Origin of the sequence: Mesorhizobium sp. CA5 (assembly GCF_020165105.1) — a bacterium.
In the GTDB taxonomy this organism is placed as follows: Bacteria; Pseudomonadota; Alphaproteobacteria; order Rhizobiales; family Rhizobiaceae; genus Mesorhizobium.
In genome coordinates, this window is the sequence record NZ_JAIUHJ010000009.1 from 1 (window position 1) to 16,095 (window position 16,095).

The window sequence follows — 16,095 nt, forward strand, 5'->3', positions numbered from 1 at the left end:
CCAAGCACAATAGACTTCGCGGCCAAAACCCCTCTGCGAGCCTGTTCTCGCTAACTGCGCAACAGGCCCCTTGTGGGAGAAGGTGGATCGGCGCGCTAGCGCCGAGACGGATGAGGGGTGCTCCAGCTTGACGCAGGCGTCGCTCAAGCCTTCCCAGGCACCGTCCTGATCACCGTGCCCCAGGGATCCTCACGGCTCGTCTCCTCCTTCACATTGTCCGAGCGCATCTCGATCCAGGCGAGGCCCGAGCGCGACGGATCGCGGCGGCCGGCGCCGGCGCTCTGCCAGGCATTGGCGCCGATATGGTGGTGGTAATGGCCGGACGACAGGAACACCGCCTGGCCGCCATATTTGGCGACGGTGTCGAAGCCGAACTGGTCATGCCACCAGGCCTCCGCGTCCTCCGGCCGACCGACGCGCAGATGCACATGGCCGACAATGGTGTTTTCCGGCGCGCCCTGCCAGCCGGCATCGCCCGCCGGGACGCTGCCCACCACCGCCTGCAGGTTCAGCCGCTCGGTCGCCATGGCAATTCTGTCGCCGTTCCATTTCCAGTCCTGCGGGCGACGATCCGCATAGATCTCGATGCCGTTGCCCTCTGGGTCGGTAAGATAAAGCGCCTCGCTGACCAGATGGTCGGAGGCGCCCTCGATGCCGATGCGATTAGCGGCGGCGTGGCTGATCCAGCGGCCAAGGTCCGCACGAGACGGCAAAAGGAAAGCGGTGTGAAAAAGGCCGGCGCTACGCGGATCGTCGGGCTTGGCCGACGAATCCTGTTCGAGCACCAGCAATGGCCGATTGGCTGCGCCGAGCGTGATCGCGCCGTCGGCGCGGCTCAGTTCCTGCAGGCCGACGACGGCGCGGTAATAGGCCGCCAGGCTTTCGGCATCGCGCGCCTTTAGCCCGACACGCGACACGCTGACCGGGGTGGTCGCGGCAAAAGGCAGTTCGCTCATCAAACTCTCCGTTCGGGCAGCGCTTATCCCAGCATGGGATTGTCGTGGCCGCCAGCCATTGTTCCTTGTTCCCCTCCAAATCGTCGATTGCGATCGTTCACACAAGAGAGCAAGAATCGAACAAGTTGTTCACAATTGTGATCGCCCCGAATTTTCCGACAGGGTTGCAGCCAAGAAGGCCGCTCGCTACATCGGCGCCATGAAAGTCAAAGACGCAGATATCCTGATCGTGCCGGGCTACACCAATTCCGGCCCCGAGCACTGGCAGACCCGCTGGCAGTCGAAACTGTCGACGGCGCGCCGGGTCGAGCAGGCGGAATGGACCAAACCCGTGCGTGAGGACTGGACGGCGAGCGTGGCCAACGCCGTCAACGAGGCAGAGCGGCCGGTGGTGCTTGTTGCGCACTCGCTGGGCGTGACGGCGGCGGTGCAGGCCATCCCGCAATTCAAGAAGCCGGTCGCCGGCGCGTTCTTCGTCGCGCCGCCCGACGTCTCCAATCCGGAAATCAGGCCAAGGCATTTGATGACCTTCGGCCCCTATTCGCGCGATCCCCTGCCCTTTCCGTCCATCGTGATCGCCAGCCGCAACGATCCGTTCTGCGCCTTCGAGGTCGCCGAGGACATTGCCGCCGCCTGGGGATCGCTCTTCATCGACGCCGGCGAGGCAGGCCATCTCAACCACGACGCCGGCTTCGGCCCGTGGCCCGAGGGTTCGATGACTTTCGCCAAATTCCTGACGGAACTGAAGCAGCCCTGAGACGGCCCAAGGTGTGTTGAGATTCAGGTCAGGCTGAGTCGAAAATGGTGGATTCCGAGAACCGGAGCGGAGCGTACTTAAAGTACGTGAGCACCGGAAGCGCAGGAAACCGCCATTTGCAGGCCGGCCTCACCTGAATATCAGCACACCTTAGGAGCCGATTGAATCCCGCATGCTTTTCAGCAGCGTTTTCGCGCCGAGCGAGATCAGCGTGTGGTCCGAGCCCATGGCGAGCAGCCGAAAACCCATCGACACGACGCGCCCGGCAATCGCCGGTTCGATGACATAGATCGCCGCATGCTTGCCGGCCTTGCGGGTCCGCTCGGCGATCGACGCGACCGTCTCCATCATGCTTTCCAGCGTCGAGTTGATGGTGGTGCCGTTCGACCAGGCGATCGAGAAATCCGACGGACCGACGAAGATGCCGTCGATGCCGGGCGTATCCAAAATACCGTCCAGCGCCTCGAGGGCAGCCCGCGTCTCGACCATGGCGAAAGCCATGGTGCGCTGGTTCGTGTCGCGCAGCCATTCGGCATGGTCGCCCTTGCCATGGCGCGGGAAAGCATAGGTCGGGCCCCAGGAGCGTTCGCCCAGCGGCGGATATTTCATCGCGGCGGCGAACTGCCTTGCATCGGCAACGGAGTTCACCATCGGCGCGATCACCGCCTCGGCGCCGAAATCGAGCGCGCGGCTCGCCATGTCGAAGCGTCCGACCGGAATGCGCACCAGCGCCGGCTTGTTGGCGGCGAGCACCGGCACCAGGCCGCGCAGCACGCTGTCCTCATGATGGCCGCCATGCTGCATGTCGAGGGTGACGGCGTCAAAGCCCTGCTTGGCGATGATTTCGACCGTCAGCGCGTCCGGCACGCCCGACCAGGCAGTGAACAGCGTTTCGTCGGCGGCCAGGCGGGACTTGAGCGACATCGAAAGTTTCCTTGTGAACAATCCGCAGTTTTGGCCGGAAACGACGCGAAGGCAAAGAAAAACCGCCCGGTTGGGCCGGGCGGTCGATTGGTCCAGTCAGAGCAATTCCAGGAAAAGTGTGTAACGGTTTTCCGTCCGGAATTGCGTAAAAACAAAGAGATAGGGGATGATGCCGAAACGCGCAAAGCGGTTCTCGGACGACACCATGTCCGCACAGCCTCAGCTGTTCTTGATCTCCTCGATCGCCTGCGCCATCAGCTCGTCCATGGTGCGGCGGATCTGATGGTCGGACTGGGCGACGCCGGCCGCGTCAAAATCCGTGCGTATCTTGCGGAAAACATCGTGGTCGCCCGCTTCCTCGATATCGGAGACCACCACTTCCTTGGCATAGGCTTCGGCATCGGCGCCGGATTTGCCCAGTTTCTCGGCGGCCCACAGACCAAGCGCCTTGTTGCGGCGCGCCGCGGCCTTGAAGCGAAGCTCCTCGTCGAAGGCGAATTTGCGCTCAAAACCCTCTTCGCGGTCTTTCATGCTGCTCATGACGTCCCTCCGATCAATCCGATTCGCTTGGCGGTGAATATGTGTGGTGGGCAAGCACAAACCAAAAGGCCGCGGGCCGGTCAATATGCTTCGTCGCATGCTGCGCTGCGGCATTTCAGTCCCGAAAGCGGTTGATTCGCGGGATTTGCGGATTGAGCAAACAAGACGATTGCGATAACACCGGCATTGAACGCCGCCTTCGCCATACTAATTTAGGCAGACGGGCAGGAACCGGTCACTCGCCGCTTGCCCGCAGATCCAGAGAAAAAATCAAATGAAAAATCGCCGCCGCATTTACGAAGGCAAGGCCAAGATCCTCTATGAGGGCCCTGAGCCGGGGACACTGATCCAGTTTTTCAAGGACGATGCCACCGCTTTCAACAAGAAGAAGCATGAAGTGGTCGATGGCAAGGGCGTGCTCAACAACCGCATTTCCGAGCACATCTTCAACCACTTGAACCGGATGGGCATCCCCACCCACTTCATCCGCCGGCTCAACATGCGCGAGCAGTTGATCAAGGAAGTCGAGATCATCCCGCTCGAGGTGGTGGTTCGCAATGTCGCCGCCGGCTCGCTATCCAAGCGCCTCGGCATCGAGGAAGGCACGGTGCTGCCGCGCTCGATCATCGAATTCTACTACAAGGCCGACGCGCTCGACGACCCGATGGTGTCGGAAGAGCACATCACCGCCTTCGGCTGGGCAAGCCCCCAGGAAATCGACGACATCATGGCTTTGGCCATCCGCGTCAACGACTTCCTGTCCGGCCTGTTCCTCGGCGTCGGCATCCAACTCGTCGACTTCAAGATCGAATGCGGCCGCCTGTTCGAGGGCGACATGATGCGCATCGTCGTCGCCGACGAGATCTCGCCGGATTCCTGCCGCCTGTGGGACGTCGCCACCCAGGACAAGCTCGACAAGGACCGTTTCCGCCGCGACATGGGCGGTCTGGTCGAAGCCTATCAGGAAGTTGCCCGCCGTCTCGGCATCATCAACGAGAACGAGCCGCCGCGCCCCACGGGCCCCGTGCTCGTCGCCTCTTCCGAGGCGCCTAAGGGCCTGAAGCACTGAATATTGACGGGCCTGCCGGACAATGGCAGGCCTCCCTAACTGACGATCTGCCCAGGAGCATCGATGAAAGCCCGTATCACCGTGACCCTCAAGAACGGCGTCCTCGACCCGCAGGGCAAGGCGATCGAGCACGCGCTCTCCGGGTTGGGCTTCGACGGCGTCGGCCAGGTGCGGCAGGGCAAGGTGTTCGACATCGAACTCACCGGAACCGACAAGGCCAAGGCCGAAGCCGACCTCAAGGCCATGTGCGACAAGCTTCTGGCGAACACGGTGATCGAGAACTACGCGGTGGAGATCGCCTGACAATGAAATCAGCCGTCGTCCTCCTGCCTGGCCTCAACCGCGACCGCGACATGATCGCGGCGCTGACCAAGATTTCCGGCCATGCGCCGGCGACCGTCTGGCAGACCGACACTGAAATCCCCGATGTCGACCTGATCGCTATCCCGGGCGGCTTCTCCTTCGGCGACTATCTGCGCTGCGGCGCCATCGCGGCGCGCATGCCGGTGATGCGCGCGGTCGCCGAAAAGGCGGCCAAGGGCGTGACCGTTATCGGCGTCTGCAACGGCTTCCAGATTCTCGTCGAGGCGGGATTGCTGCCCGGCGCTCTGATGCGCAACGCCTCGCTGAAATTCGTCTGCCGGCAGGTGAAGCTCGAGATCGCCAACGCCAACACCATGTTCACCCGCGGCTACCAGCCTGGACAGGTGATCCGCTCGCCGGTGGCGCATCATGACGGCAACTATTTCGCCGATGCCGAGACGCTTGCCCGGCTCGAAGGCGAAGGCCAGGTGGTGTTCCGCTATGCGGAAAACACCAACCCCAACGGCTCGATCAACGACATTGCCGGCATCGTCAACGACAAGGGCAATGTGCTCGGCCTGATGCCGCATCCGGAAAACCTGATCGAGGCGGCGCATGGCGGCAATGACGGACGGGCGCTGTTCGAAAGCGCGCTCGGCATCGCTGCCTGATCCTTTAACATCCTATCGGAACGCGGGGGCGGACTGACCATGAGACTGACGATCGCTCGCCTTGCTCTCCTGGCCGCCGCCGGGCTCGCCTTGGCTTCCTGCCAGTCCAGCCCCAAGACGACGCCGATTCCCTCGGGCAAGAGCGCCTCGCTGCTCGCGATGGAACAGGTTGCCATCGCAGCGCATAAATGCTGGATCGCCAGCAAGGACCCGGCCTTCAAGCCCTACCAGATGGCCAATGAGCTCAATTCCTACAGCGGCACGCCGCGCTTCCTGCTGGTGCCCGCCAAGCATTATGGCGGCAAGCCGCTGCTGGTCGTGCAGGCGCAGGGAAATTCCCGCCGGGTCGACGTGTTCGGGCCGCTGATGAACGAGCCGCTCGGCGCGCGCATCGGTTCCGACATCGCCCGCTGGCAGGCCGGCAATCCGTCCTGCGCGGCTGCCGCCTGAGGTTGTCATGGCCCGGTTCCTGCAGACCGCGGGACTGGCTGTCGGGCTGATTGCGCTTGTTCTGCAATTCGCCATCACTATCCCGGCATCGATGGCCGCAGGCCGCGGCCTGCTCAGCTCGATCGTCTTCTATTTCAGCTTCTTCACCGTCCTTACCAACATCGCCGCTGTGATGGTGCACGCCTCGCTGCTGTCACCCGCCGGCTATGCCTGGTTCCCGGCCTTTGCCGGACCGCGGACGCGGACTGGCGTCGCCGTGGCCATAACTTTGGTTTTCATCGTCTACACCACAGTCTTGGCGAAGCTCTGGCAGCCGCGGGGTTTGTTCCTGCTCTGCGACGTCCTCTTGCACTATGTGACGCCGGCGCTGTTCGTGCTGTGGTGGCTGGTGGCGGGCGCCGATGGCAGGCGGCAGTGGAGCGACATCGCCTGGTGGATGATCTATCCGGTCGCCTATCTCGCCTACGCGCTGGTACGCGCGCCCTTCGCCGGCGAAGTACCCTACCCATTCCTCGACGTCGCCAAGAACGGCGCCGCCAACGTTGCCGTTTCGGCGCTTGGCGTCACGGCCCTGTTCATCGCATTGAGCGTGCTCGCCGTGCTTGTCGATCACGGTATCGGCCGGTTGCGAAGAAAGCCCGCAACCCGAAGATAGACCATCATTCCCAAAATGGCCTGATGCCTTCGCGATGGGCGTCGCAGCGCGAGACGCCGATATCCTTGAGCTGCTCGTCCGTCATCTCCATGAGCGCGAGGCGGCCGCGCCTGCGCTCCAGCATCCGGTCGATCTGCCTTACGAGGGAACGGAGCACAACCGCCGTGCGGCCGACGAAGCCACGATGGGCCAAGGGATCGACCTGCGCGCCAGAAGCCGGGCGAGCATAGCGAATTGTCTCGATTGTATCCATTGTCATTCTGCCTTGTTCCGATTGTACCTTCCCAATCGCGAGATCGATATGAATTGACTCATCGCGCGGTGCAATATAGAAAATTGTCACCATGACAAATTGGCTCCCCGATCTTTCCTCTGGCTCCGGTCCGCTCTATCAGCGCCTTGCTGACAGCATTGAGTCAGATATCGACAAGGGCGTTATCGACGCCGGTGCAAAACTGCCGCCGCAACGCGACCTCGCCTACGACATCGGCACGACCGTCGGCACCATCGGCAGGGCCTATCAGCTGCTGCGCGAGCGCGGTCTGGTCAGCGGCGAGGTCGGCCGCGGCACCTATGTGCTCGGCCAGCGCGCCGCAGACCCGAAGCCGGAATTGGAACCTGCCATCCAGGGCACGCGTCCCATCGATGCGCCGAGCGGCAAGCTGCGCTTCGACAGCACCGCCGCGCCCGATGTCGGCCAGGGCGCGGTGATTGCCGACATGCTGGCACGCACGGCGCAGGAGCATCCGCACGACATTTCGAGCTATACGCGGGACTTTCCCGAACGCTGGTACGAAGCCGGAAGCCGCTGGCTGGCGCGCAATGCCTTCCGCCCCCCGCTCGATTCGATCGTGCCGACGCTGGGCACCCATGCTGCGGTCATGGCGGCGATCGCGGCGCTGACCATGCCCGGCGACTACGTGGTCTTCGAGCACCTCACCTATTCGCAGATCGCGCGCAGCGCCGGGCTGATCGGCCGCCGCACGGCGCTGGTTTTGACTGATGAGGGCGGTATCGACCCGGATGATTTCGAGCGCGTCTGCGCTCAGAAACATCCAAAGCTGATGTTCCTGATGCCAACCGCTAAGAACCCGACGCTGGTGACGTTGTCGGCGGAGCGGCGGCAGGCGATAGCCAAGATCGCACGTGAGTACAATGTCGCGCTGATCGAGGACGATCTCTACGGCGAACTCACCGACGACCCGACACCGCTGCTGGCCGAATACGCGCCCGAGCGCACGATCGTCGCCGGCGGCCTGTCAAAGTCGGTCGCGGCAGGTGTGCGCGGCGGCTGGCTTTCCTGCCCACCGGCCTATCGCCACCGCATCCGTGTCGCGCACAAGATGATGACCGGCGGCCTGCCCTTTCTGCTGGCCGAGGTCGGCACGAGGCTGGTGATGTCGGGCCAGGCGGGCGAGATCCGCAAGCGCTGCATTGGCGAAATCCAGGCGCGCCTCGCTATCGTGCGCGAAGTGTTGGCAGGTTTTGATTTCAAGGCGCGGGACAACGTGCCCTTCGTCTGGCTGACCTTGCCGGACCCGTGGCTGTCCGGCACTTTCAAGAACGCCTGCCTGGCGCAAGGCGTGCTCATCGACGACGAGGACGAGTTCAAGGCCGGCCGCTCCGAGCAGGTCTTTCACGGCGTGCGCTTTGGCGTGTCGCAGCCGCGGCAAAGCAAGGATGTCGCCGGCGGCGTCGCCGTCATTCGCCGCCTGCTCGACGAAGGCCGCGCCGGCTACGACAGTTTTTCCTGATCAAGCTGGCGAGCTCTAGGCCCTGGCCTCCGCCGGCAGGGGCCGTTTTCCGGCTTTTTTCGTCATCCGGTGGGGTGTATCGCGCGAAAGCTTGCGATAAGAGGAGACTCAAAGAAACTCCCCTCTTCCACGGACAAAAATCGCCGCTCATGACCATTTCCAATTCCGTGCCGATCACTCCCGAGCTCGTAGCCGCGCATGGGCTGAAGCCGGACGAATACCAGCGCATCCTCGATCTGGTCGGCCGCGAGCCAAGCTTCACCGAGCTCGGCATCTTCTCGGCGATGTGGAACGAGCACTGCTCCTACAAGTCCTCCAAGAAATGGCTGCGCACGCTGCCGACCAGCGGTCCGCAGGTCATCCAGGGTCCAGGCGAGAATGCCGGCGTGGTCGACATCGGCGACGGTGACTGCGTCGTCTTCAAGATGGAGAGCCACAACCACCCCTCTTACATCGAACCTTATCAGGGTGCCGCGACCGGCGTCGGCGGCATCCTGCGCGACGTCTTCACAATGGGCGCCAGGCCGGTGGCGGCAATGAACGCGCTTCGCTTCGGCGCGCCGGATCATCCCAAGACCCGGCACCTTGTCGCGGGCGTGGTTTCGGGCGTCGGCGGCTACGGCAATTCCTTCGGCGTGCCGACCGTCGGCGGCGAAGTCAATTTCGATGCTCGCTACAACGGCAACATTCTGGTCAATGCCTTCGCGGCGGGTCTTGCCAAGACCAACGCCATCTTCCTGTCGCAGGCCAAGGGCGTCGGCCTGCCGGTCGTCTATCTCGGCGCCAAGACCGGGCGCGACGGCGTCGGCGGCGCCACCATGGCCTCGGCCGAATTCGACGACAAGATCGAGGAGAAGCGTCCGACCGTGCAGGTCGGAGATCCCTTCACCGAAAAATGCCTGCTGGAGGCCTGTCTCGAGCTGATGGCGTCGGGCGCCGTCATCGCCATCCAGGACATGGGTGCGGCCGGTCTCACCTGCTCGGCGGTCGAGATGGGCGCCAAGGGCGACCTCGGCATCGAGCTCGACCTTGACAAGGTGCCGGTGCGCGAGGAGCGCATGAGCGCCTATGAGATGATGCTGTCGGAAAGCCAGGAGCGCATGCTGATGGTGCTGCGCCCCGAGAAGGAAGAGGAAGCCGAGGCGATCTTCCGCAAATGGGGCCTCGACTTCGCCATCGTCGGCAAGACCACCGATGACCTGCGCTTCCGCGTCATCCACCAGGGTGACGAGGTCGCCAATCTGCCGATCAAGGAACTGGGCGACGAGGCGCCGGAATATGACCGCCCCTGGATCGAGGCGAAGAAACCAACGCCGCTTGCCGCGAACGACGCACCGAAGGCCGACGTCGCCGACGCGCTGCTCAAGATGCTGGGGGGGCCGGATCTCTCCTCGCGCCGCTGGGTGTGGGAGCAGTATGACACGCTGATCCAGGGCAATTCGCTACAGCTTCCAGGCGGCGATGCCGGCGTCGTGCGCGTCGAAGGTCACCCGACCAAGGCGCTGGCCTTTTCCTCCGACGTCACGCCGCGCTACTGCGAGGCCGATCCTTACGAAGGCGGCAAGCAGGCTGTGGCCGAATGCTGGCGCAACCTGACGGCAACGGGCGCCCTGCCGCTTGCTGCCACCGACAATCTCAATTTCGGCAATCCGGAGCGGCCGGAGATCATGGGTCAGCTCGTCGGCGCCATCAAAGGCATCGGCGATGCCTGCCGCGCGCTCGGCTTCCCGATCGTGTCGGGCAATGTCTCGCTCTACAACGAAACCAATGGCCGCGGCATCCTGCCGACCCCGACGATCGGCGGCGTCGGCCTCATCGCCGACTGGTCGAAGATGGCGCGCCTCGGCTTTGCTGCCGAGGGCCAGATGATCGTGCTTGTCGGCGCGCCACCGACATGGGGCAGCCATCTCGGCCAGTCCGCCTATATGCGTGACATCCATGGCCGCGCCGACGGTCCGCCGCCGCCCGTCGACCTCGCGCATGAGAAGCGCGTCGGCGACCATGTGCGCTCGCTGATCGCTTCCGGCATCGTGACATCGGCCCACGATGTCTCCGACGGCGGCCTGGCGGTAGCGCTGGCCGAAATGGCTATGGCCTCCGGCATCGGCGCCACCATCCCCGGCCTCACCGGCACCGACCCGATTCCGGTCTGGTTCGGCGAGGACCAAGGCCGCTATCTATTGACGTTATCGATCGACCCGCAAAGCGGCGAATGGGACAGGATCCGCGAGGAGCAGAGCAAGCTCGGCATCTTCGCGCCATGGATCGGCACCACCGGCGGACGTGAATTGAAGCTAGGTGACGCACGGCCGATCCCGGTCAGTGAATTGACCGCCGCCCATGAGGGCTGGTTCCCGCGCTTCATGGATCAGGCCAGTTGACCAGAAGCATGTCTCCCGAAAGTGTGCAGCGGTTTCGGGAAAAAGACATGCCTACGACAAAAGACCTAAATCATGTCGCATAAATCCTTTTTTATGCGACATGATTTAACCGCCAGGGCGCTGGTCGCAGTCGTCTTCTGGCCGTCTCTGTTCTTCTTCTGGTTTCTCGGACCGTTCGCCCTGTTCCTGCTGTCGACGACCTCGAGCGAGGTCTGCCCCCGGCTAGAAACCCGCGCCGAGTTCCTGGCGGCGGCAAACGGCACGCTGCCGATGCTCATCGTGCAGAGCCTGATCTACGCGGTTCCAATCGCCTGCCTCGTGCTGTGGAACAGGTTTTCTCCGGAGCCGGCGCGGGCAAAGCACATCGCGACCTGCATCAAGCTCTTTGCCGTTGCCGCCGCGGTCGGGGCGGTTTGGGACTATGGCTCGTCCTTGATCTGCGACGGCTACGGTCAGGCCTTCTTCTCAACTGCATGGCGGATGACGAGCTATCTTCCCATCGTCGGCCTGCTGATCAACGTCCCGCTCTACGTGCTGGTCTTCAGCCTCGGCCGCGCCTATTCGACGCGCGATGACATCAGCGAGGACGGTGTGGTTCATCCGAGCCCGGATAATTCCTAGGCTTCCTTCTGCGACGGAACGGCTTCAATCCGGGCTGGAAAGGTTCTAGGCTCTACCCCGAGTCACACCACACAGCCTGCCCGCTTGAAACAGGATTTTGCCATGGCAATGGATGCCCACGACATCGAAAAACTGATCAAGGAAGGCATTCCCGACGCCAAAGTGACCATCCGCGACCTGGCCGGCGACGGCGATCATTATGCGGCCGAAGTGGTGGCCGAGAGTTTCCGGGGCAAAAGCCGCGTCCAGCAGCACCAGATGGTCTATGACGCGCTGAAGGGCAAGATGGGCGGTGTCCTGCATGCTCTGGCGCTGCAGACCAGCGTTCCGGACTAGTGCTTGAAATCTGACGGCTCGTATTGGAGTTGTAGGTCCCTTAGCGCGGAAATTTGCCGGGATGACCAATTTTTTGAGTCCTTCGCGAATCCCCGTGTAGGCCTTTTCGTTGCGTTGAACCATGAGCGCGATGGCCGCCTCGGATGCCTTGTCAGGGTGACCTGAATCAAAGGGAGGAGACGGGTCGTACTCGATCCCGAGTTGGATGGCTTGCGCGACCTCCGGTCCAGCAAGTTCGGCGACGATGCGGAATGCGAAGTCAATCCCCGAAGTGACGCCGCCCGAGGTGAAGACATTGCCGTCGCGCACTACCCGGCCCTTTTCGTGACTGGCGCCGACCAAGGGGAGCAGATCGACGTAGGCCCAATGTGTCGCAGCCCTACGTCCCTTCAACACCCGGCTGCACCAAGAAGAAAGGCGCCCATGCAAACAGAGGTTACATATTCTGCCTGCTCGCCCTGGCGGCGAATGAAATCGATCGTCTCGAAATCGGCGAGAGCTTCTACGACGCCTGCGCCACCGGGCAGGCAAATCAGGTCTAGTTGGGGACAGCTCTGAAACGTGCAGGTGGGCATGATGCCGAGACCGCGGTCGCTCGAAACCGGTAGCATGGTCTTCGCGACAACGTGGGTTCTCGATTGAGGGAACTTGCTGGCCGCAGAGATCGAGGCAGCGTTCCAAGCCGGCTCAAGACTTCAAACGGGCCAGTAAAGTCGAGTTGCGTGATTCCAGGGAAGATCACGAAGCCGATATCGAAACCGGACATGCCGCATTCGCCTCCAAATGCCCACACGCCGGCTTGGCGCAGTGGAGATCATCGCGCTTGGTGAAGATATGCGCAACGGGTCACAGCTCCGAGGGGGCAGATCTGGGCCGGGAGACGTCTTCCGCATCGGGCACCAAGCTCAGATTCATCACTACGAATCCACCGTCACTCGGTTTGGCCCAAACCGCGCCGACTTTTGCGCCATTGGGCCAGCGTCACGGCTAACGTCTTGTTTCAGCCAACCTATGGGTTTATTTGAAGGACATGCTTCGAGCCTGACTCCCACAGGCATGAAAGGATTGTCCATGACCGGCATCAACGACTACATCGATAATGAAGTGAAGAGCAACGACGTCGTGCTCTTCATGAAGGGCACCCCCGGCTTCCCGCAATGCGGGTTCTCCGGCCAGGTGGTGCAGATCCTCGACTATATCGGGGCCGACTACAAAGGCGTCAACGTGCTCGACTCGGCCGAATTGCGCCAGGGCATCAAGGATTATTCCAATTGGCCGACCATCCCGCAGCTCTATGTGAAGGGCGAATTCGTCGGCGGTTGCGACATCGTGCGCGAGATGTTCCAAGCCGGTGAATTGCAGGACTTCCTGGTCGAAAAGGGCGTCAGCGTCAAAGGCGCCGCCTGATCGGATTGCGTCGGCGACCGGCCGGCGGACACTAGCTTCCGGGGCTGCCCCCACCTCGGCATTGTAGTTCTCGGATTCGAGAACGAGACGAATGGATGCGCCGGTAATCCGGCGCATGTTCGTTTGAAGAATCGGATTTCGCGGTGGACAAGCAGGCAGCAGCGCAGCAATCGGCAACAAGCTTGCCCATTCCGCGCTGGGAATTCATCGCGCTCTGCGCGGCGCTCATGGCGCTCAACTCCCTGGCCATCGACATCATGCTGCCGGCGCTTCAGCAGATCGGCGCCTCGCTCGGCGTCGAGAGCGAGAACCATCGCCAATATGTCATCACCGCCTATATGCTTGGCTTCGGCGGCGGACAGCTTTTCTTCGGACCCATTTCGGATCGCTTCGGGCGCCGTGCGCCATTGGTCTTCGGCCTGGTCGTCTACGTCGCCGCCGCGGCTGCCGCCGCCGTCGCGCCGAGTTTCGCCCTGTTGCTGACCTGCCGCCTGATACAAGGCTTCGGCGCGGCGGCGACCCGCGTCATCGCCGTCTCGATCGTGCGCGACACGTTCGAAGGGCGGCGCATGGCCGAGGTGATGTCCCTGATCTTCATGGTGTTCATGGCAATTCCGGTGGTCGCGCCCGGCATCGGCCAGTTTGTCATGCTGTTTGCCAGTTGGCATTGGATTTTCGTCACCATGGCCATCGGTGCGCTGGTCGTGTCGGCGTGGGCGCTGTTGCGCCTGCCCGAGACGCTGCATCCGGAATATCGCCGACCGCTGACGGTAAGCTCCGTCGCCGGCGGCTTCCGCATCGTGCTCACCAACCGCCTCACGCTTTGCTACGCCTTTGCCAGCACCTTCATCTTCGCGGCCATGTTCGGCTTCATCAGCTCGGCCCAGCAGATCTATATCGACATCTTCCATGTCGGCGAATTGTTCCCGCTGATCTTTGCCGGCGTCGCCGGCGTGCTGGCTTTCTCGAACTATCTGAATTCGCGGCTGGTCGGACAGATCGGCATGCGCCGCCTGTCGCAAGGCGCGCTGCTTGTCTTCCTGTGCATCAGCCTTGCCTGGCTCGTCGTCTCGCTCGAAATGAAAATGCCGCTCTGGCTGTTCATCGCGTTTTTTGCCGGCGCGATGCTGCCCTTCGGCGGACTTGGCGCGAATTTCAACGCTTTGGCCATGGAGCCGCTCGGCGAGCTCGCCGGCACCGCCGCGTCCATCCTGGGCTTCATGCAGACCTTCCTCGGCGCCATCATCGGCGCGCTGATCGGCCAGGCCTATAACGGCACGGTGACGCCTCTGGCCGCCGGCTTCTGCACCGTCTCGGTCGCGGCTCTGCTGATGATCCTGATCGCCGAGCGGGGCAGGATGTTCCAGCCTCACAATCCCCCTGTTTCGGGGCACATCACCGATCTGCATTAAATGCTGTATGGCCGGCAGCTTTGCCGGCCAGAGCCGGCACGGCCCCTATTCCGCCCAGAGCTCGCGTCGCAACTCGTCCCAGCTTTGCTTGTCCGGCGCCACCAGCAGGCCGCCATCGACATGCGAGGGAAGGTAGGCGCTGCCGTCGACGCGCGCAACATGGCCGCCGGCTTCCTGGTGGATCAGCGCCCCGGCGAGATGATCCCAGGGCATCAGCTTGTTGTAGAGCACGAAATGGGCGTGGCCGCTGGCCAGAAGCCGGTATTCATGCGCCGCGCAGCGATAGGCGAATTGCGACAGCGTCTTGGTCTGGTTGCGGGCGAGCCGCGAGCGTTCGGGTTCTTGAAGAAACTGCCAGGAAACGGAACCGGTCATCTGCGACATCGGCACCGGCGCCGCGACGCGAACCTTCTCCAGCGCGCCATGCGCATGGCGGATATGGCTGCCGGCGCCCTTGGTCCCGATCAGCCAGTCCTTGCCGACTGGGTCATGGATGATGCCGGCGACGGTCTCGCCATTGACGACGACGCCGGCCATGACACCGAACAGCGGCACGCCGGAAGCGAAATTGAAAGTGCCGTCGACCGGATCGATAACGAAGGCAAGCGCAGCATCGCCAAGGCCAGACAGCAGCGCCGGGTTCTCGGAGCAAGCTTCCTCGCCGACCACCATGGCGTCCGGATAACGTTCAAGCAGCCTGGCGGTGATCAGCCTCTCGGCGTTGACGTCCGCCTCGGTGACGAGGTCGGCGGCGGATGTCTTCTGGCGCACGTCGCCCTCGCCCAGCCGGCGGAAGCGCGGCATGATTTCGGCGTTTGCGGCACCGGCGAGAAGCTCGGCCAGCCAGTCGATCGCATTATCGTCAAATCGCATCGGAAATGTCTTGTCCTGGGTTTGCATCGAGGCCCGCGAAGTCGAACAGCTTCCTGTCCAGGAGATGCGAGGGCCTTACATTGGCCATGGCGCGGATCATCGTGTCCTTGCGGCCCGGCATGCGCTTCTCGATGTCGTCGAGCATCGCCTTCATGGCGTTGCGCTGCAGCCCTTCCTGGCTGCCGCACAGATCGCACGGGATGATCGGGAATTTCATCGCGTTGGCGAATTTTTCGAGGTCGGCCTCGGCGCTATAGGCGAGCGGCCGCAGCACCATGACGTCGCCTTCGTCATTGAGGAGCTTGGGCGGCATAGCGGCGAGACGTCCGCCATGGAACAGATTCATGAAGAAGGTCTCGAGAATATCCTCGCGGTGATGGCCAAGCACCAACGCCGAGCACCCTTCCTCGCGCGCGATGCGATAGAGATGGCCGCGCCGCAGCCGCGAGCAAAGCGAGCAATAGGTGCTGCCCTGCGGCAGCTTGTCGGTCACCACCGAATAGGTGTCCTGGTATTCGATGCGGTGGGCGATGCCGTTGGCGTTGAGATAGTCGGGCAGGATGTGCTTCGGGAAATTCGGCTGGCCCTGGTCGAGATTGCAGGCAAGCAGTTCGACCGGCAGGAGGCCGCGCCATTTGAGGTCGAGCAAAAGGGCCAGCAGGCCGTAGGAATCCTTGCCGCCCGACAGCGCCACCAGCCAGCGTTCGCCCGGCTTCACCATGGCGAAATCCTCGATCGCCTGGCGGGTGAGCCTCAACAGCCGCTTGCGCAGCTTGTTGAACTCGACCGAGGACGGCACGTCGCGGAACAGCGGGTGGAAACCGCCGTCGGTCTCATCGTCGATCGCCTCGAGGGATTTGACATCTGGCAGCATATTCATGGCGCCGGCCCCATGGTTCTGTTGGCGCCCGGCTTAGCGGACCTGACCGCCAAAGAAAAGGCCGCCTCGAAAGGCGGCCTTGGATGCACCGGCTGATTGATGTCGA

At 62.9% G+C, this 16,095-nt stretch carries 18 protein-coding genes and 1 pseudogene; 12 read left to right on the forward strand and 7 right to left on the reverse strand.

What is annotated here, in order from left to right; all coding sequences use genetic code 11:
* Nucleotides 1–143 precede the first annotated feature (143 nt).
* A complete protein-coding gene (locus LB529_RS13455) occupies nt 144–956 on the reverse strand; it encodes a VOC family protein (protein WP_224711347.1) in 813 nt (270 codons plus the stop codon).
* 199 nt (nt 957–1,155) lie between these two features.
* On the opposite strand from LB529_RS13455, the gene LB529_RS13460 reads away from it, so the two are divergent.
* The gene (locus LB529_RS13460; protein ID WP_224525665.1) at nt 1,156–1,713 is read left to right on the forward strand and encodes an RBBP9/YdeN family alpha/beta hydrolase; all 558 of its coding nucleotides are present in this window, start codon (nt 1,156–1,158) and stop codon (nt 1,711–1,713) included.
* Between the two features lie 150 nt (nt 1,714–1,863).
* On the opposite strand, the gene LB529_RS13465 is transcribed toward LB529_RS13460, so the two are convergent.
* The gene (locus LB529_RS13465) at nt 1,864–2,637 is read right to left on the reverse strand and encodes an HpcH/HpaI aldolase family protein (protein ID WP_095765209.1); all 774 of its coding nucleotides are present in this window, start codon (nt 2,635–2,637) and stop codon (nt 1,864–1,866) included.
* A gap of 219 nt (nt 2,638–2,856) precedes the next feature.
* Nucleotides 2,857–3,177 carry a DUF1476 domain-containing protein gene (locus LB529_RS13470; protein WP_095765208.1) on the reverse strand — a complete coding sequence of 107 codons (321 nt, stop codon included), beginning with the start codon at nt 3,175–3,177 and terminating at the stop codon, nt 2,857–2,859.
* A gap of 274 nt (nt 3,178–3,451) precedes the next feature.
* Between LB529_RS13470 and purC the strand changes: the two genes are divergently transcribed.
* The 5 genes from purC to LB529_RS13495 all read left to right on the forward strand — a co-directional run bounded on the left by purC (nt 3,452) and on the right by LB529_RS13495 (nt 6,325).
* Complete coding sequence (purC, locus tag LB529_RS13475) at nt 3,452–4,246, forward strand: phosphoribosylaminoimidazolesuccinocarboxamide synthase (RefSeq protein WP_040995384.1); 795 nt, start codon at nt 3,452–3,454, stop codon at nt 4,244–4,246.
* A 63-nt stretch (nt 4,247–4,309) separates the two neighbouring features.
* Nucleotides 4,310–4,549 carry a phosphoribosylformylglycinamidine synthase subunit PurS gene (purS, locus tag LB529_RS13480; protein ID WP_040995386.1) on the forward strand — a complete coding sequence of 80 codons (240 nt, stop codon included), beginning with the start codon at nt 4,310–4,312 and terminating at the stop codon, nt 4,547–4,549.
* Between the two features lie 2 nt (nt 4,550–4,551).
* A complete protein-coding gene (gene purQ, locus LB529_RS13485) occupies nt 4,552–5,220 on the forward strand; it encodes a phosphoribosylformylglycinamidine synthase subunit PurQ (protein ID WP_224543855.1) in 669 nt (222 codons plus the stop codon).
* 39 nt (nt 5,221–5,259) lie between these two features.
* Nucleotides 5,260–5,670, forward strand: a complete 411-nt coding sequence (locus tag LB529_RS13490; RefSeq protein WP_224602529.1) for a hypothetical protein — start codon at nt 5,260–5,262, stop codon at nt 5,668–5,670.
* A gap of 7 nt (nt 5,671–5,677) precedes the next feature.
* A complete protein-coding gene (locus tag LB529_RS13495; protein WP_224543853.1) occupies nt 5,678–6,325 on the forward strand; it encodes a Pr6Pr family membrane protein in 648 nt (215 codons plus the stop codon).
* Between the two features lie 4 nt (nt 6,326–6,329).
* Here the strand turns inward: LB529_RS13495 and LB529_RS13500 are convergent, their stop codons facing one another.
* Entirely contained in the window at nt 6,330–6,671 is a 342-nt protein-coding gene (locus LB529_RS13500) for a DUF1127 domain-containing protein (RefSeq protein ID WP_411962496.1), read from the reverse strand.
* Between LB529_RS13500 and LB529_RS13505 the strand changes: the two genes are divergently transcribed.
* The 4 genes from LB529_RS13505 to LB529_RS13520 all read left to right on the forward strand — a co-directional run bounded on the left by LB529_RS13505 (nt 6,670) and on the right by LB529_RS13520 (nt 11,417).
* Nucleotides 6,670–8,079: a PLP-dependent aminotransferase family protein gene (locus LB529_RS13505; RefSeq protein ID WP_224711348.1), complete on the forward strand. Its 1,410-nt coding sequence runs from the start codon at nt 6,670–6,672 to the stop codon at nt 8,077–8,079. The genes LB529_RS13500 and LB529_RS13505 overlap by 2 nt on opposite strands.
* Nucleotides 8,080–8,228: 149 nt before the next feature.
* Nucleotides 8,229–10,460 carry a phosphoribosylformylglycinamidine synthase subunit PurL gene (gene purL / locus LB529_RS13510; RefSeq protein WP_224711349.1) on the forward strand — a complete coding sequence of 744 codons (2,232 nt, stop codon included), beginning with the start codon at nt 8,229–8,231 and terminating at the stop codon, nt 10,458–10,460.
* Nucleotides 10,461–10,553: 93 nt separating this feature from the next.
* Nucleotides 10,554–11,081, forward strand: a complete 528-nt coding sequence (locus LB529_RS13515; RefSeq protein ID WP_224525647.1) for a hypothetical protein — start codon at nt 10,554–10,556, stop codon at nt 11,079–11,081.
* Nucleotides 11,082–11,183: 102 nt separating this feature from the next.
* Nucleotides 11,184–11,417: a BolA/IbaG family iron-sulfur metabolism protein gene (locus LB529_RS13520; protein ID WP_040995401.1), complete on the forward strand. Its 234-nt coding sequence runs from the start codon at nt 11,184–11,186 to the stop codon at nt 11,415–11,417.
* A 297-nt stretch (nt 11,418–11,714) separates the two neighbouring features.
* Here the strand turns inward: LB529_RS13520 and LB529_RS28985 are convergent.
* Nucleotides 11,715–12,028, reverse strand: a pseudogene (locus tag LB529_RS28985) (DJ-1/PfpI family protein); the annotation flags it as partial.
* A 460-nt stretch (nt 12,029–12,488) separates the two neighbouring features.
* Here LB529_RS28985 and grxD point away from each other — a divergent pair.
* Nucleotides 12,489–12,824, forward strand: a complete 336-nt coding sequence (gene grxD / locus LB529_RS13530; RefSeq protein WP_059185116.1) for a Grx4 family monothiol glutaredoxin — start codon at nt 12,489–12,491, stop codon at nt 12,822–12,824.
* 188 nt (nt 12,825–13,012) lie between these two features.
* Complete coding sequence (locus LB529_RS13535; RefSeq protein ID WP_411962504.1) at nt 13,013–14,236, forward strand: multidrug effflux MFS transporter; 1,224 nt, start codon at nt 13,013–13,015, stop codon at nt 14,234–14,236.
* Between the two features lie 45 nt (nt 14,237–14,281).
* Here the strand turns inward: LB529_RS13535 and LB529_RS13540 are convergent, their stop codons facing one another.
* Entirely contained in the window at nt 14,282–15,109 is an 828-nt protein-coding gene (locus LB529_RS13540; RefSeq protein ID WP_224711350.1) for an inositol monophosphatase family protein, read from the reverse strand.
* Nucleotides 15,099–15,983 (reverse strand): tRNA 2-thiocytidine(32) synthetase TtcA, encoded by an 885-nt coding sequence (gene ttcA / locus LB529_RS13545; RefSeq protein WP_224525720.1) that lies wholly within the window; start codon nt 15,981–15,983, stop codon nt 15,099–15,101. Before ttcA ends, LB529_RS13540 begins: the two co-directional genes overlap by 11 nt.
* Nucleotides 15,984–16,095: the final 112 nt, after the last annotated feature.

Coding starts and splice junctions, on each gene's coding strand:
- LB529_RS13455 (WP_224711347.1), bottom strand. CDS start 956: ATGAGCGAACTGCCTTTTGCCGCGACCACCCCGGTCAGCGTGTCGCGT.
- LB529_RS13460 (WP_224525665.1), top strand. CDS start 1,156: ATGAAAGTCAAAGACGCAGATATCCTGATCGTGCCGGGCTACACCAAT.
- LB529_RS13465 (WP_095765209.1), bottom strand. CDS start 2,637: ATGTCGCTCAAGTCCCGCCTGGCCGCCGACGAAACGCTGTTCACTGCC.
- LB529_RS13470 (WP_095765208.1), bottom strand. CDS start 3,177: ATGAGCAGCATGAAAGACCGCGAAGAGGGTTTTGAGCGCAAATTCGCC.
- purC (WP_040995384.1), top strand. CDS start 3,452: ATGAAAAATCGCCGCCGCATTTACGAAGGCAAGGCCAAGATCCTCTAT.
- purS (WP_040995386.1), top strand. CDS start 4,310: ATGAAAGCCCGTATCACCGTGACCCTCAAGAACGGCGTCCTCGACCCG.
- purQ (WP_224543855.1), top strand. CDS start 4,552: ATGAAATCAGCCGTCGTCCTCCTGCCTGGCCTCAACCGCGACCGCGAC.
- LB529_RS13490 (WP_224602529.1), top strand. CDS start 5,260: ATGAGACTGACGATCGCTCGCCTTGCTCTCCTGGCCGCCGCCGGGCTC.
- LB529_RS13495 (WP_224543853.1), top strand. CDS start 5,678: ATGGCCCGGTTCCTGCAGACCGCGGGACTGGCTGTCGGGCTGATTGCG.
- LB529_RS13505 (WP_224711348.1), top strand. CDS start 6,670: ATGACAAATTGGCTCCCCGATCTTTCCTCTGGCTCCGGTCCGCTCTAT.
- LB529_RS13500 (WP_411962496.1), bottom strand. CDS start 6,671: ATGGTGACAATTTTCTATATTGCACCGCGCGATGAGTCAATTCATATC.
- purL (WP_224711349.1), top strand. CDS start 8,229: ATGACCATTTCCAATTCCGTGCCGATCACTCCCGAGCTCGTAGCCGCG.
- LB529_RS13515 (WP_224525647.1), top strand. CDS start 10,554: ATGCGACATGATTTAACCGCCAGGGCGCTGGTCGCAGTCGTCTTCTGG.
- LB529_RS13520 (WP_040995401.1), top strand. CDS start 11,184: ATGGCAATGGATGCCCACGACATCGAAAAACTGATCAAGGAAGGCATT.
- grxD (WP_059185116.1), top strand. CDS start 12,489: ATGACCGGCATCAACGACTACATCGATAATGAAGTGAAGAGCAACGAC.
- LB529_RS13540 (WP_224711350.1), bottom strand. CDS start 15,109: ATGCGATTTGACGATAATGCGATCGACTGGCTGGCCGAGCTTCTCGCC.
- ttcA (WP_224525720.1), bottom strand. CDS start 15,983: ATGCTGCCAGATGTCAAATCCCTCGAGGCGATCGACGATGAGACCGAC.